The sequence below is a fragment of the Ruegeria sp. YKSF131 genome (assembly GCF_059612645.1).
Genome location: NZ_JBXWQZ010000030.1, coordinates 22,257 through 39,406 on the forward strand (window position 1 = coordinate 22,257; position 17,150 = coordinate 39,406).

Genomic DNA, 17,150 nt, shown 5'->3' on the forward strand with positions numbered 1-17,150 from the left:
GGGGGTCACGGTATGATGGACACAGACATTCTCGACATGCTCGAAGATATCGGGCGGTCTTCGGTTGCGCGCCTGTCTCCGACGGTGATTGTCCCCGGTGAAACTGCAACAGCCCGTCGCGCGGCTGTACTGCGTTTCATTCGCGGAACAATATTACCCCGGCGACTGGAGCTGACCGCGGCAAACGGAAGCTGCCTGAAGATCGAAGTGAACAGCTCCCGGATCACGGATGTGTTTCAAGTACCGTCCGGGCAGATTCCTGATTTCGAATCAGAAACACGTACCGCGCTGGTCGATAAACTGGCCCAACTGGTTTCTGACATTTCAGCCGCCCCTGCCCCACTGGAACTGATGTCTGGAAAGCCAGCCTCGACGCTGGAGGCTGATGATGTTGGTATCACCTTGAGTGAGATCGAGAATGCCTGCGCCGGAATTGAGCTTTCCTCTGAGCCCATCGTGTCTGTCGTTCCCGATGTTGAAAAATCTTCAGACAACAGCCCTGCCCCGGTAGCAGAGTCGGGCAACTCCTTGGCACAACAGTTTTTTGACGGGGCTGCACGCTTTGCCACAGGTCGTGTCCTTGTGGATAGTATGGAAAACACTGCGCTGGCTTTCGAAGGAACCTGCAAACCTTCCGAGGGAATGCACCTCAATCAAGAGATTTTGACACGTTTTGTTTCGGATCTTGCTGGTTGGAACAACGACACCCGGGACGAATTCGAAGGCCCACATCTGATCGTCATACGGCCATCGGGTGGTAAGGGTGCGGGCATGGCAGTTCTGAGCGATAACGAGCAGATTGCGGTGGCCATCCACGATGCCCGCAAACTTGGTGCGGTCATTAATCTGTGGACATCTTTGGGGGAGGTTGAGGAATGACTACCCCTAAAGCATTCAAATCTTCGACTAATTCAATGCGTTGTTTTTTTGTAGTCAGGGTAAAGAGTAATGAGTGAAACACATCGTCGCGAGCTTATTCGCATCGCAGAAGACATGAACGGGACGAGCAATGACGAAACACGTCAGTTCATATCGCGCATAATTGGTGATCTGGGGAAACTGAAACCGTCAGTTGCCTTTGTAGGACAAATCAAAGCAGGAAAGTCGCGCTTGATCAACGGCTTCACCGGTCAGGCAGAATACCTGCCGTCGGACGTGAACCCCTGGACGACCGTGATCACCGACATGCATTTCGGGCACCCGAACGGTCGAACCGAAGGAGCCGAGTTCCATTTCTTCGACAACTATCAGTGGCAATCACTGATCGCCGAAGGCGAAGAGTTGCGCAACATGTTCCCGGATGACGAGGACAGCTACAAGCGCGAGATGATCGAAGAGCAGGTCGAAGCCATGAAGACCCGGGCGCGTCGGCGACTGGGGGACAGTTATGAACAGCTGTTGGGTCAACATCACGATCTGGATCAACTGACATCCGATGATCTGGCGCGTTACGTGTGCGCTGGGGACGACCCCGCAGAAGATGGGACAGTTGACCCCGGCAGTGATCGCGGACTTTACAGCGACATCACGCGCAAGGCCGAGGTCTATTTTGACATCGGACATTTCCCATTCCCTCTGACAGTCACCGATACGCCCGGAGTAAATGACCCCCTGCTTATCCGTGAGGAGATTTCCCGCCAGTATCTCAAAGAATCCGATTTCTTTGTGGTGGTTCTTTCAGCGCATCAGGCGTTGTCGCGTGCGGACCTGAAACTGTTCCGGCTGATGCAGGCACTGGAACTTGGACAGATCGTTGTCTTCATCAACCGTGTCGATGAATTGGGCGGCGGGGCCGAAGATGCGGCAAAGGTGCGTCTGGATGTTGTAGACGGGCTGGAAAAAGCTTTGGGTACTTCGAATATCGATGTCCTGATGGGCAGCGCACAATGGGCGCATTATGCGCTGACCGGCGATGAAACCGGTGTGAATCACGATCATATTCTGGCGTGGTTGCGGGCGCACCCGGAACAGATGCAACAATACCTGAACGGTGTGGCAGAGATCAAACAAGGACCGGGGCCCATCAGCCGTGAGGCTGTCTTGCGGTTTGCCGCTATGATCGCGTCAGGCTTGCCCGACTTACGACGCCATGTCACTCAGGCGTTGACGGAGGGGCCGATAAACGAACAGTTGCGGATGGCGTGGCAGCATCTCGACAGCTTCGCGCGTGGCGAACTGGAGCGATCCCAGGTACATCTTCGTGCTCTGCAAGATGAAGGCAGCGCGGGTGCGCACAGCGCTGAGGACAGCGACAAGACGCTGGGCGATCTGCGCAAACTGATTGCGGACAAAACGCAGGACATTGTCAGGGACATGGACGACGTTCTGTCAAACCTGCGTGGAGTCATGGATGACACGGTGTCCGAGTCTGTCTTTGTTGTGGTGCGCGGGCCTGAAGGACAATCCCCATTGCTTGCCAAGGGCGGCGCGACCGAGTTGAATTTCTCACCACTGCGCGAACACATGCGCGAGCTGGTGCAAGGCGCGTCGCAAGTGGTTCGCCAACGCATGCTAAGCGAACTTTACGCGATCGACATGCAATGCAACGCCGCTTTGCGGGCACTGCCGGGGTGGCAGGAGCCGGTAGACAATCGCATGAACACAAGTGCGGTACGTTGGTTCCGCCCGGACACCACTGCGCTAACCCGTGGCATTACGGTTGAGCTGCGTGTAAACTGGTTGTCGCGTCTGATATCACGCAACAGCGTTGTGACGCGGGCCGAGCGCATGATCGTGCAGGAATTCGAGTTGATTGGCGATGACCTGATCGACACAACACGCGAAAATCTGCTGGACCGGTTGAAAACCGTCCTGGATCATTACTTGGCTCTTTTGGCAGGCCATCTTGAGCACCGTTCCGGGGCGGGTGAGTTGAATGCTCAGGCGAAAGCACAAGCTGCGTTCGAACGGGCGCGCCGTATTACCGACGAGTTGGAAAGTGTCTTTGGAACAAACAACGTGGACGAACGACAGGCAGAGGCTGCGGAATGATTGAGTTTCCCGGAACCGAACAGGAAGTGCGGCAGCTGGAGCGCTTTCTGACAGCGACAGAAAAATTGTCGTCGGACCCGAAATTGGAGGATATGCGCACGCGGGCCCTCGCCCACGCCGAGCGCCTGTCCAACGCGGTCAACATCGGTTTCGCCGGGGAGTTCGGAGCAGGCAAGTCAAGCCTTGCGAACATGCTGGCAGGGGCGGATATCCTTCCAACCGGGCCGCAGCATCTGAAGCTGCCACTTGTCATCGTTGCCTACGCGGATACGCCCGAGACGACTGTCGGCTGGTGGAACAGGGAACCCAAGACATACTCTGGCATCGCGCTGGAAAAGGCCGCTGCGGATGAGCCGGATTTTATTTCGGTTGGATTGAACACACCTGCTCTCAAAGAGATATCGCTGTTCGATCTTCCCGGCTCTGGCGCATTGGATGATACATACAAACAGACACTGGACCTGCTGAAATTCGTCGACTGTGCCATCTGGTGCACCAATGGCACAAGCGCATGGCGCGAAACCGAACGGCATTTGTGGGCGCAGGTGCCGCCCGAGCTAAGAGCCAACAGCCTGCTGGCGGTCACACATGCTGATCTGCCCCCGGTGCAGGCCGCTCTGGATCGGGTACTGGCCCGATTGAACAAAGAGAAAGAGGGACTGTTTCGCGCTGTGGTCCCAATTGGCACGCCCGTCGCGGTGCGCGCCATGGCTCAAGAGCCGGAACCAGATTTCGATCTTTGGGAAAACTGTGGTGGCCAGGAACTCGCGGAAAAGGTCCTTGATGCGGCGTCTGACCGGCGGCGCAGTGACCTTGGCGCTGCCCGGAAGGATCTGAAGCACGAGTTTCTGCCATTCCTGGAAACATTGAAAGGGCCAGAGCCGGAACCGACCGTCAACGATGCTGCGTCAATGCAGTCAACGCTGGGGTCTGCCCTTCCGCCACTGAACAACCCCATTCTTGAAGACTGGCTGGCAGCTATTGCCAGCATTTATGAAGATCTGCGTGACACCGCTGCCATCGAACCCGCGGCCTTTTTGCAAAGCTGCCAGGAAATCGTCGAAGATTTCGCGGAACGGTTGGACCAAGGTGGCGAAATCGATCCGGATGCTGACTGGGTTCCGGCCGAGTTTGAAAAAGCGACTGACTTGTTATTGTTGCTTCAGTTTGAAAGCGGCGATGCGCCTTTGAAAGACGCAATCAACATACTTGTGCAGCTTGGTGATAACCTTGCCTGGGCTGGCAGTACCGTTGCCGCAGCACAATCCAAAACCGGGACCTAGCACTTTCCATCAGGATTGAAGCGATTCGAAGGGCCGAAGAATCGGCCCTTTATTGTTTCGAATTCGTAGACCAACAGACCTGTTTGGGGTCATCAGTTTTCGTTTTCCCCACCCCTTTAGCCAATATGTAGTATTTGCATGTAGTAGACATACTATATATGCCATATTCAAAAAAACGATCCTTAGTGAAGCCATCAGGCGGCCCCATTAAAGTCAAATTTGAAACGTCTAACCGTTCTTAAGTGTCCTGCGGTTGTTTTTTGGTTGTGAGTTCGTGGGCTGCCGGCCCTGTTAAATAAAGCCGCAAAATGAGTAGAACGGGCGGATTGAAATGAGCCACAACCAGGCTGTCGGTGCAACGCACGACGAACCAAAGATTGAAGGACTGCAACCGGGCGCAAAGCTGTTGCGCGGTCAGTACGAGATTATCCGGTATCTCAGCAATGGCGGATTTGGGATCACCTATCTTGCGCGCGACAGCCTTGAGCGCGATGTCGTGATCAAGGAATGCTTCCCCGGTGCATTGTGCCGTCGCAACGGGGACCAGGTTGAGCCGAACGACCCGTCTTACAAAGACGATCTGCGCGCCATTATCGACCTGTTTATTCAGGAAGCCCGCAATCATGCACGTCTGGTGCACCCGAATATTGTCGACGTGCATCAAGTGTTCGAAGACAACGATACCGCCTATATCGCGATGGATCTGATCCGCGGTTGCGACCTGCTGGACTATGTTGAAAATCCGGAAAACGTCGGCGGCCCTGACTTTATAGTACAGGTAACGGAAAAGATGCTGTCCGCGGTGTCGTTCATCCACCAAAGCGGGATGCTGCACCGTGACATTTCTCCCGACAACATCCTGATTGACGAGAACGGAAACCCGGTTCTGATCGATTTCGGTGCCGCGCGTGAGCAAGCCGCAAACAAGTCGGCCGCATTGTTGACCCTACGCGTCATAAAAGACGGGTATTCGCCGCATGAGTTTTACGTCCGTGGTGCTGAACAAGGGCCCAGCAGTGACCTCTATGTTTTGGCTGCAACCCTTTACCATGCGATCAGTGGCGAACGCCCGGTCGACGGTCAAAGCCGCCTGAATGCGTTCAACAACGGGCAGGACGACCCTTATGCACCCTTGGCGGGCCGCTTTGACGGATACCCCGATGGATTCCTCGAAGCAATCGACAAGGCAATGGAAGTGCACGCAACGGACCGTTTGCAGACAGCCTTGGATTGGCTGCGCATGTTCCGCGGACCTGGCGTGATGTTCGATACATTCGCCTATCGCCCGGTTTCTGTGATTGTCGGCATGGATCGCATGGACAAGGAAGAAGAAAAGGCGCGGATCAAGGCCGAAAGCGAAAATGCCGAAGCGGTTGTGACGGCTCTGCTCGCCGGGAACTCGGACATTGTTCGCGAAAACGAAAAAAAGAATGAACCCGAGATGGCAAAGATTTCTGCAAAAGCGGAAACACCGGTCGCAGTTGATACCGTGGTTCAGAGCGGATCCGGTGGCAGCGGCAAGATGATCGCTGGTGCAGCAGTGCTTGTGGCAGCGTTGGCTGCAGGCGGTTTCTTTGTGATGTCCGGCGACAAAGGTGAAGAACAAGCTGAGGTTACGGCGACGCTACCTGAAGCAACCACACAAACTGCCGAAGCAGAACCGCCCGCGGTGGAAGAACCCGTGGCGGAAACACCTGAACCCGAAGTCGCGGTCGCTTCAGAGCAACAACCTGAACCAGAAGAGCCTGTCGAGCAGGCGCAAGTTGAACCTGCGGAACCAACCGCCACAGAAATAGCGTCCGAATCTACCGAGACGGCCGGTGTTCAGGAGCAGCCTGCAGAACAAGAGATTGCGGTGGCTGTTGCCGAACCAGATGCTGACGTTGCTTCCGGCACTCCAGCCGAACAACAGGTATCTTTTCACCATTGGGATGTTGAAATCCCCTTCCAGACGTCCCGCCGCCGCACCGCAACAGGTGCAACTATTGCGGTTACCGGTGTGGACGCCAATCAGGACATGAGCGTTATCGGCGAATGGGTGGAAACCGGAGTTGTGATCTTTACTCTGAACGGCAACCCGGTTCGTCAGGACATCTCTTTCGCAGCGCAAGTCCTGGACAAGCTGAGCGTCGACCCAGATGGCTTTACACGGGTTGCAGCCCGCTACCGGCCGCTTGGAAAGACCCGCGCGCAGAATGGCCTGCTGGCATTGCCTGTGCTGCGCTCGGTAGGATTGGAGAACGGTTACTCGTTCACAGTCAGCAACTCGGGAAGTGAAGGGTGGCAAACAAAAGTGAGCTCGGTTCCGGCCGAGGCGACGGGTAGCCTGCGAAAAGGCGATGTTCTGTTGAGCGAAAGCCAGACCGGCATGACATTGGATGAGTCCGAAAGCATTGATGGCATGCTGGCTGCGCTGGTTTCCGACAGTCAGCCAGAGGCAAAGCTGACCGTGTTGCGCAACGGTGCTGAAGTAGCTGCGACCATGCAGCTAGCGCAGGAGTGATCTGACCGGTTCATTTTTGATCTGCCAGTGTGTGTTTACTGAGGGCGGCGTTCAGTTTGCCGCCCGGCGGGAACCGGCCCGCCGCAGAGAGTACCAGTTTCCATGTTTTCAATTGAGTGTCTCTGCGTTGTTCCACGCAGGGTTAGGTAGCAGCCCCATGGCACAAAAGGTCCGTGCCAACAATTCGAAGGTGTCGACACCATGTTCAAATACAAAAGCCCTCTGAGCCGGCTTCTCGAAGGTGCCGGCAAATCCAAAGAAGATGATGTAGCTGAAAATGCTCATGCAGCAGACAGCGCTGTGCCTGAAACGGTAAAGCAGGAGCCTATCGCGGACTTCAACGCGCTGCGCGCCGCACTGGCCGGTGGAAACATGACGTCTGACTCTTACGAAGAAACAGACGAGCTTATCCCTGAAGAGAAGATGCCGGAATTCGACGAAGTTGCGGCTGAAAACGCGGAAGAACCGGTTGAAGTGTCCATCTTCGTTGAAGATGCAATTGACGAGGACGACCAAGATACCAAGAACTTGATGGCCGACCCCGACGATGACGAAATCTCGGACGATCATATCATCACTTTGCATGTAGCCGACGAACCTGCCGAAACACCGGATGAAGATACGCTGCCTCTGGATGTAGTGGAAATGAGCGCGCCGGAAGCGGTGGAAGCTGAGGTTGCAGCCCCATCCGTGCAAGAACCGGCTTTGGAAGAAGAGGTTGCCGTACAGACTCAACCCACGCCTGCCGCCCCGGCCGAAGACCGTCGCTCGCGGGTCAAAACAACGTTCCTTGGGTTTGAGCGTGCGGACACGCATGTTCAGGAATTGATTGAAACATCAGAACCCGTCTCAAAAACCGAAGCCGCTCAGGAAACATTCCCGGTTGGTTGGCTGGTGGTGACGGCAGGTCCCGGACGGGGCGCCAGCATCACCCTGACCGAAGGCTTGATGCAAATCGGTCGAAACGATGACCAGGCGATCCAACTGGATTTCGGCGACACGGGTATTTCACGTTCGAACCACGCCGTTATTGCTTATGACCCCGAAGATCGAAAATGCTATCTGGGGCATGGCGGAAAAGCCAACCTTGTTCGCCTGAATGGTAAACCCGTTCTAAGCACAATCGCGCTCTCCAGCGGTGATCTGATCCGCATCAGTGAAACCTCAATCCGATTTATGGCCTTCTGCGATGAAGGTTTTGATTGGCGGGATTCCTGATAGATGCTGGCGACTCCGGCATATGATGTTGCACTGATCCTGAACCAGGGTCAGCGGGAAACGCAGGAAGACGCGATTGCTGCGCGCATGTTCGATGCATCGGACGCGGGCTATATTGCGATCGCTGACGGTATGGGTGGCCACGAGGCGGGCGAAGTGGCTTCAGAAATGGTGATTACCGCCTGGCGGAACGCGCTGGATAGCGAGCTAGAAGCCGATACCTTAAACGAAGGAGCCGCAATTGACGCGCTGCCGTTGGCAGCCATGCAAGCCAATGCAGCGATATCCGACCATAACGAGGCACAGGGCCAGGGTTTCAACATGGGCTCCACCTTGTTGGGTGTCCTCTTTCTGGGTCAGCGTGTGTTCAGGATATCGATCGGAGACAGCCCCCTTTACCTGTTCCGCGAAGGCAGGTTGACACAGGTGAACGAAGACCACTCGATGGCCCCCGTGATCGACGCAAAACTGGCCGCGGGTGAGCTTTCGGAAGCTGAAGCACGGGGATTGGACAGAAACCAACTGACGTCGGTGATCATGGGGGGTGCCATTCCAAAAGTGGATTGCCCAGAAGACCCGCTGATCGTGTCACCCGCTGATATTCTGATCCTTGGCAGTGACGGGCTTCAGTATCTCAGCGACGCTGAGATTCAGGAAATTCTGCGTGAACACCAGCAAGATCTGGCACAGGAAATCGCCGAAGCCTTGCAACTGGCTGTCCAGGCCAAGGACGATCCCGATCAAGACAATCTGTCGATCGCAGTCGCGAAACTTACCAGAAAATAACCAGGCAAAGCAACAGGACCCATGAGAAAACACCTTATCATATCAAGCCTTGCCCTTGCCGCCGCCACCGGCGCGGCGTCAGCGCAAGAGGCATGTTCAAGCTACGAGATTCAGCGCGGCGACAGCCTGCGGGAATTGGCAATCCGAGTTTACGCGACCGAAGATTTTCGGCCAATCTACGATGCGAACCGGGATGTTATCGGCACAAACCCCAATATCATTCGTATTGGTGACGTTTTAAATCTGCCATGTCTGGAAGATGTCGGGCGCGCACCTGAGCTGCCAGACACGGAAGCCGGACGCCTGGCAGCGGAAATGGCCTCGGAACTGGTAAAAGCTGCCGAAGAACGCGCGGAAAAAGCCGTGGCCGAAGCGGAAGCGCGCGTTGCAGCGGCAGAAGCTGAGGCAAAGAAGGCGAGTGAAGATGCGGTCGTGGCTGCACGTGCCGCAGCAAAAGAAGAGATTGAGGCAGCCCGCTCGGAAGCCGCCGCACTGATCAGAAATGCTAACGCTGAAACGCGCCCTGAAATTCGTGATCGTCAGTTGCTGTTGATCACCGGCGGCAATTACGCTCCGTTTACAGACGAAGCGCTGCCCAACCGGGGGCTTTATACGCAACTGGTTGAGACAGCGATGCTGCGGGCCGCGCCAGAACAAGCGTATAAAATTCAGTTCGTGAACGATTGGTCGTCGCATCTGGATCTGTTGATGCCAACACTTGCTTTTGATGGCACTTTCCCCTGGTCGCGCCCAAATTGCGAAGATGCAGAAGCGCTGTCCGAAAGCGACCGCAACCGGTGTGAGACCTACAATTTCTCGAACCCGTTCTACGAGGTCGTGGATACATTCTTTGCTCGCGACGGATCGGGGTACGAACAAACGTTGACATATGCAGACTTTGCCGGAACAACGATCTGCCGCCCGGAAGGCTGGTCGCTGTCTCATATGGACGCGGTGAGCCTTTACGAACCCGTCATCAAGTTGCTGCGGCCCACGTCGCCCGACGACTGCTTTCACGCTGTGATGAACGGAACCGCCGATATCGTGGCAATCGAGGCGCATCTGGCCGAGGAAGCCATCGCGCGGCTTGGCTATAAACACCGGATTATCGAAAACCCCAACCTGGCGGCGATCAAGTCGCTTAATGTCATGACCCATAAAGATAATCCTGATGGGGAAGCGATCTTGGAGACGCTGAATCAGGGTCTGGCAATCATGCAGCAGTCTGGCGAATGGCGCGACATCGTTTCGACCGCCCTGCGCCATCAAATGGAAAATGGATAAGGCCATGTTTGGCCTGACAAACAAAAGTCTGGAGGAAGTGGAAATGTTTAACGAGAAGATTAAGAAACTAGTGCTGTCGGCAACCGCCATCACAGCTCTGAGCGCGGGTGCTGCCGCTGCACAGGAAGCGTGTACAAACTATACAGTGCAAGACGGCGACACGTTGGCAACCATCGCCATCGCCGCCTATGGCACCTCGAACTACCAGCCGATCTTCAACGCGAACAGGAACGCTATCACAAACCCAGGGTCTCTTAATCCTGGGCTGGTGCTGGCCCTACCCTGTGAAGACGGCAGCCTGCCGAACGGCCAAAGCGCGCAGGAAATCATCGCTGCTGAAGAAAAGCGCGCAGCCAGCGTCAAGCGCTCGAATGTCTATGCGCCGCCGATCAAGATGGTGGCGGGTAACGGATGGGAACCGTTCACAACCGAATCTCTGAACGGCGGGGGCATCATGACCCGCCTGGCAACGACCAGCCTTCAGCGGGCCGGAAACAGCCGTGAGTATTCAGTCAGCTTTGTCGACGACTGGAGTTCGCATCTGGATACACTGTTGCCGCTTGGTGCCTTCGATATTTCAATTGCATGGACCGTTCCGGATTGTACCAATCGTACATACGAATGGTCCCCGGAAACCGAAGCTCGCTGCACTCAATTCGTAGCTTCCGTCCCGGTTTACGATATCGTCGGTGGCTTCTTCACACTGCCGGAAAGCGAATACGCAAGCGCGACCAGCTTCAAGGACCTAGAAGGTTCGACTATTTGCCGTATGGCAGGCTGGAGCATGGTTGTTCTGGAAGAACAGGGACTGAACCGCGAGAACACGACTGTGGTTCAACCGAGCTCGGCCCGTGATTGCCTTGACGCTGTATTGACCGGAACCGCAGATGTTGCGGCATTCGAAGTTGATCTGTTCGCATCGACAATGAAAGACATGGGTTTGACTTCGGCTGACATCGTTGAGAACCCCTATGTGTCTACACTGTCGTCGATGAGCTTCCTTGCGCATCGCACCAACCCGTTCGCGCGCGAATACATCGCGATGATGAACAAGGGTCTGATCGAAATGCGTCAATCCGGTGAATGGTACGCGATCATCTCGGATACGCTGCGTGAGCAAAACGCAAAGTTGAACGCGGCTTCGAACTGATCCCTTGGTTCAGCTGAAACTTTGGGGCCGGTACTTGAACCGGCCCATTTTTTTTGAATTATCAGGGCGTTTCAATCGGATGCCAAAATTCGGCCATTTATCTGCTTCAGAAATGCCTCATGCGCGCAGCATCTTGGGAATGAAGTGCAATTTTCCTTCAAATGACACACCCGAGCGAGCTTGAGTTACGTATGATACAGGCTGCCTTGAAATTAAGAAACGGATCTCTGACACGGGCGTCATTGCCGGGGCTGGAGGTTGCTGTTATCTTACCGTGTTACAATGAGGCGATTGCCATTGGTGAAACTGTCAAGCAGTTCCGCGCCGCCCTGCCGGAGGCGGTAATCTACGTATTCGACAACAATTCCACGGACGGCTCAGCCAGAATGGCGCAAGACGCTGGCGCGCTGGTCTATTCTGAAACATATCAGGGTAAAGGCAACGTTGTCCGTAGGATGTTTGCTGACGTAGATGCGGATGTCTACGTTATGGCAGACGGGGATGCGACCTACGACAGTATGGCAGCACCTGACATGATTAATCTGCTGGTCTCGCAAAACCTTGATATGGTTAATGGCGCGCGTGTTAACGAGGACATTCAAGCCTATCGTAGGGGTCATAAGTTTGGAAACGCCTTGTTCAGCGGACTGGTGAAATTCTTCTTTAACAGCAAAATCAACGACCTGCTGTCCGGTTATCGTGTTTTCAGCAGACGCTTTGTCAAAAGCTTTCCAGCGGTTTCCAACGGTTTCGAAATTGAAACTGAACTTACAGTGCACGCGATGCAGATGCGTATGCCGATTGGAGAAGTAGAGACAAAATATGTCTCACGGCTTCCGGATTCGAACTCCAAACTGGCCACATATTCAGATGGGTGGCGAATTCTCAAAATGATTGGCCTTTTGATCAAAGACGAAAAGCCAATCGCGTTCTTCCTGTCTTTGGCATTGTTGATATTCTTACCTTCGCTGTTCGTGTTCGTATCGGTTTTCCGCGAGTTTTTGGAAACTGGCTTAGTTGACCGAATTCCGTCCTTGGTTGTCGCGGTATCCGGTTTTGTCGGAACCATGCTGTCAATCGTGTGCGCGCTGATCCTGGAATCTCTGGCACTTGCCCGGCGTGAGGCGCGTCGCCTGTCTTATCTGCGACACAAAGGTGTTGCAGCGTACGGAACGAAAAGAACACAGACGCCGATTGCCAACCCAGAACCCCGGCGCGTTGGCTAAGACCCAGTCTCCAGTATTTTTGTGAGCACTCGATATAGTGTTCGTGTTCAACCATGGTTGAACTGCTTGGCTGCCCAGCAAATTCTGAGAACCAAAATGAAATGACCAGCACCCCAAATGCTGGTCATTCTCTGAGTGAGTGATAAGGCCCTGAGGCATCACCAGTGAAATTCTGTGTTATCCAAGGTTTAAAACAGTCAGAGCTGCCGTGCTATTAGGGGAATCCCGTAAGTACAAACAAATTCATTATAAAGCATTGTAAATGCATAATACTTTTCTCAGCCCACTTTCCGTGACAGTGTCGACGATACAAAAAAGGGACCGCACAACTGTGCCGGTCCCTTTCCGTGTTTTGAACAGGCAAAGGATCACCTGTTTTGCCGTTAGCGATTAGCCGATGATTGCGTTCAACGTTGTGCTGGGCCGCATAACCGCTGCCGTTTTGGCCGGATCGGTGTGATAGTAACCGCCCAAATCCGCAGCTTGACCTTGCGCTGCGGCCAACTCCGACAGGATTTGCCCTTCGTTGACGGCCAGATCCTTGGCCAGCGATGCAAACTCGGCAGCCAGTTCCGTATCTTCGGACTGGGCGGCCAAAGCCTCAGCCCAGTAGCGTGCAAACCAATAGTGGCTGTCGCGATTGTCCGGCTGATCAACTTTGCGGCTGGGTGAGCGGTTGTTGTCCAGAATACCCTGCGTCGCCGCTTCGGCCGCTGCACCCAGAATGCCCGCTTTTTCGTTGCCTTTGCTATCGGCAAGGAAGTTCAGAGATTCACCCAATGCACAGAACTCACCCATCGAATCCCAGCGCAGATGGTTTTCCTCGACCAACTGCTGCACGTGTTTGGGCGCCGAACCACCAGCTCCAGTTTCGAACAAACCGCCACCGTTCATCAGTTTGACGATGGAGAGCATCTTGGCCGAGGTACCCAGTTCCAGGATTGGAAACAGGTCAGTCAGATAATCCCGCAGCACGTTGCCGGTGATGGCAATCGAGTCATTACCTGCTGTGATCGTCTCCAACGACTGACGAGTCGCTTCGCGTGGGGCCATGATCAGGAACTTGTCGGCCACGCCAGCGGCCTCAAGCGCCGGTTTGACATATTTGATAAGCTCTGCGTCATGGGCCCGGTTTGCGTCCAACCAGAAAATCGCCTCGGAACCGGTCAGACGCTGACGGTCCATGGCCAACTGAATCCAGTTCTCAATTGGCGCCTTTTTGACGGTGCAGGCGCGCCAGATATCGCCGGCCTCGACACCGTGGCTGTGCAACGTTTCACCATTGGGCAGAACGATGCGGATTGTACCATCCGCCGGTGCCTCGAAAGTTGTCGGGTGCGAACCGTATTCCTCGGCTTTCTGAGCCATCAGGCCCACGTTCGCCACGGCTCCGGCAGTGGACGGGTTCAACGCGCCATTGGCTTTGAAGAACTTAATGGCCTCATCATAGACGGTCGCGTAGCAGCGATCAGGGATCACACAGTTGGTGTCACCTTTGGCACCCGTCTCATCCCAGCCCTTACCCCCGGCGCGGATCACTGCAGGCATTGAGGCATCAATGATTACATCCGATGGGACATGCAGGTTCGTGATTCCGCGGTCCGAATCCACCATATACATGGACGGGCGGTCCGCCTTGATCGCGTCGATGGCCGTCATGATGTCGGCGTGACCCTGTACGCGCTCCAGCAATGCACCCAGGCCTGAATTTGGGTTCACACCCAACGCATCCAGTTCCGCGCTGAATTTTTCAAACACGGGGGCCAGCCACGCTTTGACCGCATAGCCAAAGATGATCGGGTCTGAAACCTTCATCATCGTGGCTTTCATATGCAGCGAGAACATGGTCCCGTCTTTCTTGGTGTCCTCAATGGCATCTGCAAGGAACGTAGACAGTGCCTTGACCGACATGAAAGTCGCGTCGGCGATGGTCCCTTCTTCCAGCGACCAGCCGTCTTTCAGAACGGTGACGTCACCATCCTTGCCTTCAAATTCGATTGTCGCATCGCCTGCTTGTGCTGCGGTGATGGTGGCCGAAATCTCGTTTGCATAGAAATCATTGGCCGGCATGGACGACACTTTGGTCTTGCTGTCCGACGCCCATTCGCCCATCGAATGCGGGTTGTTCTGGGCATAGTTTTTCACGGCACGCGCCGCACGGCGGTCACTGTTCCCTTCGCGCAGAACCGGGTTAACAGCGGAACCTTTGATCGCGTCATAACGAGCGCGGATCGTCTTTTCCTCATCCGTTGCAGGCTCTGCCGGGTAAGTCGGAATGTCGTAACCCTGCGATTGCAGTTCTTCGATGGCCGCAACCAACTGTGGAACCGAGGCAGAGATATTCGGCAGCTTGATGACATTGGCATCAGGTGTCTTCACCAGCTCGCCCAAATCAGCCAGATCGTCGCTTACCCGCTGATCGTCAGTAAGGTTCTCGGGGAATGCTGCCAGAATGCGTCCCGCAAGGGAAATATCTTTGGTGCCAACGCGAACGCCCGCAGCAGATGCGAACTTGCGGATGATGGGCAGGAACGAGGCGCTGGCCAGTTCTGGCGCTTCGTCTACAATGGTATACAATATGTCGAAGTTCGATTTATCTGCCATATTCTTTTACCTTTTTTAAGCCTTTCGGGGCGTGCTATCCAAGAGTTGCAACCACAATTGCGTGGCGCGAGAGGGGCGAAATCACGATACAGCCCCTGGGTGACTCTGTTTTGACAGGGCTTCCCTTAAATCACGTTTGACTAGGAATCAATCACATCTGCCCGCGCGTTTTGCCACGGGTCAGATTATGTGTCGTGAAACTCTTGGGACTGGGAGGACTGCCCTTGGGCTGGAAGGTCGTGATTAACGAAACCGTTGCCCGGTCTCTGGATCAAAAAACATCACACGCTCTGGCTGTAGGGCGATGCCGATCCGGTCCCCGGTTCTGCTTCGCTGATCGTCCCGTTCCTCAACGATCAGCTTATCACCATTTGGTGTCCGTAAATAGGAATAGGACACGCCGCCCAAAGCTTCGGTCAGATCCACGGTGCAAGTATCGGCCGAACGGTCAATCTGAATATGTTCGGGCCGCATGCCCAATGTCACTTTCGTCCGACCCGAGGGGATAGTTGCAGAAACGGGCAACGGCTTGCCTAGCGCGGGATGGGAGACATGGCCATCCCCATAGTCACATTCCAGAAAGTTCATTGCTGGCGAACCGATGAAACCTGCGACAAACCGGTTGTCGGGATCGCGGTACAAATCCATCGGAGCCCCGACCTGTTCGATACGACCATCCCGCAGCACGACGATCTTGTCGGCCATGGTCATGGCTTCGACCTGATCATGGGTTACGTAAATCATAGTCGCACCGATTTCCTGATGAAGGCGCGCGATCTCAACACGCATTTCCACGCGCAACTCGGCGTCCAGATTGGACAAGGGTTCGTCAAACAGGAAAACGTCGGGGCCCCGAACGATGGCACGGCCAATAGCAACCCGCTGCCGTTGCCCACCAGACAGAGCCTTGGGTTTGCGTTTGAGATACTGGTCAAGTTTCAGAATGTTCGAGGCTTCCTGCACTTTTCTGGTGATCTCGGCCTTTGGGACACCGTTCATGCGCAGCCCAAAGCCCATATTTTCCGCCACGGTCATATGCGGATAAAGCGCATAGGTCTGGAAGACCATCGCCACACCGCGTTTGGCCGGGTCCATATGGGTTACGTCCCGCGCTCCTATGTGGATCTTGCCTTCCGACGTTTCTTCCAAACCTGCGATCATCCGTAGCAATGTGGATTTGCCACATCCCGAAGGGCCAACGAAAACACAGAACTCACCATCTTCGATCTGCAAGTCGATGCCGTGAATGACTTGCGTCTGGCCGTACCGCTTTATTGCTTGGTTCAGGGTTACACCTGTCATGTCGCTTGCATCCTGTCATTGCCGAGGTCTGGTCGCGTTTCAGGGAAACGCCATGCCTGCGCCTCGGTGCTGATTTGTTCAGCCACCCGCCGCACACGAGGCACCCATGCCTCGAGTTGTTCAAAATCCATTCGCTGGGTCGAGCCGGTTACTGAGATCGCGCCCAGGACACGGCCGTTTGTTGTAAGAACAGGGCAGGCGACGCAAATAATTCCGGGTTCATGCTCTTCGTCATCAACGGCAAAACCCTTGCTGCGAATTCGATCAAGATCCGTGCGCAGGTCATTGTCGGACGTCAGGGTCTTGTCGGTAAAGCGATGAAAACTCTGCTGCGAAATTGCCCGGTCAAGGTCACTTTCATTCAGAAAGGCAAGCATCGCCTTGCCGACACCCGTGCAATAGGCCGGGCCCACCTTACCCGCCTGAGAATACATCTCGATCGGTTGCGCTGCGTTGCGTTTGTCTACGTATAGAACCTGACCAGCATCGAGCTGCGCCAAATGCACAGTCTCTCCAGTTTCCTGGCTTAGAATATCGAGGAACGGACGTGCGATAGGGGCCAGTGAGCTTTGGGTCCAGGCTGCATGCGCAAGCCGTACCAAACGCATACCCGGCGCGTAGGTTTGGCGCTCGGGGTCGTAACATAGCATTCCCTGATTGGTTAATGATTGCAAAAACCGATACAATGTTGCTTTCGGAAAATCGCTGCCGTCCAGCAACTCCGAAAATCGCACAGGGCGCTGAAATGCGGCGACCTGATCCAGCACGTCACATGCTTTGCCAATAGTTCCGTCACCTGACAC

12 protein-coding genes are annotated in these 17,150 nt (G+C 54.9%); 9 read left to right on the forward strand and 3 right to left on the reverse strand.

The genetic code is table 11. The features are described 5' to 3' along the window. Positions 1-12: 12 nt before the first annotated feature. The 9 genes from AC2FLZ_RS12475 (at position 13) to AC2FLZ_RS12515 (ending at position 12,441) form a co-directional block, all read left to right on the forward strand. The gene (locus AC2FLZ_RS12475; protein WP_480554905.1) at positions 13-879 is read left to right on the forward strand and encodes a hypothetical protein; all 867 of its coding nucleotides are present in this window, start codon (positions 13-15) and stop codon (positions 877-879) included. Between the two features lie 69 nt (positions 880-948). Then, on the forward strand, positions 949-2,991 hold the full coding sequence (locus AC2FLZ_RS12480) for a dynamin family protein (protein ID WP_480554904.1): 2,043 nt from the start codon (positions 949-951) through the stop codon (positions 2,989-2,991). Continuing rightward, entirely contained in the window at positions 2,988-4,274 is a 1,287-nt protein-coding gene (locus tag AC2FLZ_RS12485; protein WP_496716066.1) for a dynamin family protein, read from the forward strand. Before AC2FLZ_RS12480 ends, AC2FLZ_RS12485 begins: the two co-directional genes overlap by 4 nt. A gap of 331 nt (positions 4,275-4,605) precedes the next feature. Next, positions 4,606-6,777 carry a serine/threonine-protein kinase gene (locus AC2FLZ_RS12490; RefSeq protein ID WP_480554901.1) on the forward strand — a complete coding sequence of 724 codons (2,172 nt, stop codon included), beginning with the start codon at positions 4,606-4,608 and terminating at the stop codon, positions 6,775-6,777. A 201-nt stretch (positions 6,778-6,978) separates the two neighbouring features. Further along, positions 6,979-7,995: an FHA domain-containing protein gene (locus AC2FLZ_RS12495; protein WP_480554900.1), complete on the forward strand. Its 1,017-nt coding sequence runs from the start codon at positions 6,979-6,981 to the stop codon at positions 7,993-7,995. A 3-nt stretch (positions 7,996-7,998) separates the two neighbouring features. Beyond that, a complete protein-coding gene (locus AC2FLZ_RS12500; protein ID WP_480477124.1) occupies positions 7,999-8,781 on the forward strand; it encodes a PP2C family protein-serine/threonine phosphatase in 783 nt (260 codons plus the stop codon). Between the two features lie 21 nt (positions 8,782-8,802). Next, on the forward strand, positions 8,803-10,065 hold the full coding sequence (locus tag AC2FLZ_RS12505) for a type 2 periplasmic-binding domain-containing protein (RefSeq protein WP_480477122.1): 1,263 nt from the start codon (positions 8,803-8,805) through the stop codon (positions 10,063-10,065). Positions 10,066-10,108: 43 nt separating this feature from the next. Continuing rightward, positions 10,109-11,215, forward strand: coding sequence for a peptidoglycan-binding protein LysM (locus AC2FLZ_RS12510; protein ID WP_480494212.1), 1,107 nt, complete (start codon positions 10,109-10,111; stop codon positions 11,213-11,215). Positions 11,216-11,376: 161 nt separating this feature from the next. Then, positions 11,377-12,441 carry a glycosyltransferase family 2 protein gene (locus AC2FLZ_RS12515; protein ID WP_480896688.1) on the forward strand — a complete coding sequence of 355 codons (1,065 nt, stop codon included), beginning with the start codon at positions 11,377-11,379 and terminating at the stop codon, positions 12,439-12,441. A gap of 390 nt (positions 12,442-12,831) precedes the next feature. On the opposite strand, the gene AC2FLZ_RS12520 is transcribed toward AC2FLZ_RS12515, so the two are convergent. From AC2FLZ_RS12520 to AC2FLZ_RS12530, 3 genes are all read right to left on the reverse strand, one after another. After that, a complete protein-coding gene (locus AC2FLZ_RS12520; protein WP_496716248.1) occupies positions 12,832-15,045 on the reverse strand; it encodes an NADP-dependent isocitrate dehydrogenase in 2,214 nt (737 codons plus the stop codon). Positions 15,046-15,288: 243 nt separating this feature from the next. Then, the gene (locus tag AC2FLZ_RS12525) at positions 15,289-16,347 is read right to left on the reverse strand and encodes an ABC transporter ATP-binding protein (protein ID WP_480519838.1); all 1,059 of its coding nucleotides are present in this window, start codon (positions 16,345-16,347) and stop codon (positions 15,289-15,291) included. Continuing rightward, positions 16,344-17,150 carry an IclR family transcriptional regulator gene (locus AC2FLZ_RS12530; RefSeq protein WP_496809400.1) on the reverse strand — a complete coding sequence of 269 codons (807 nt, stop codon included), beginning with the start codon at positions 17,148-17,150 and terminating at the stop codon, positions 16,344-16,346. Before AC2FLZ_RS12530 ends, AC2FLZ_RS12525 begins: the two co-directional genes overlap by 4 nt.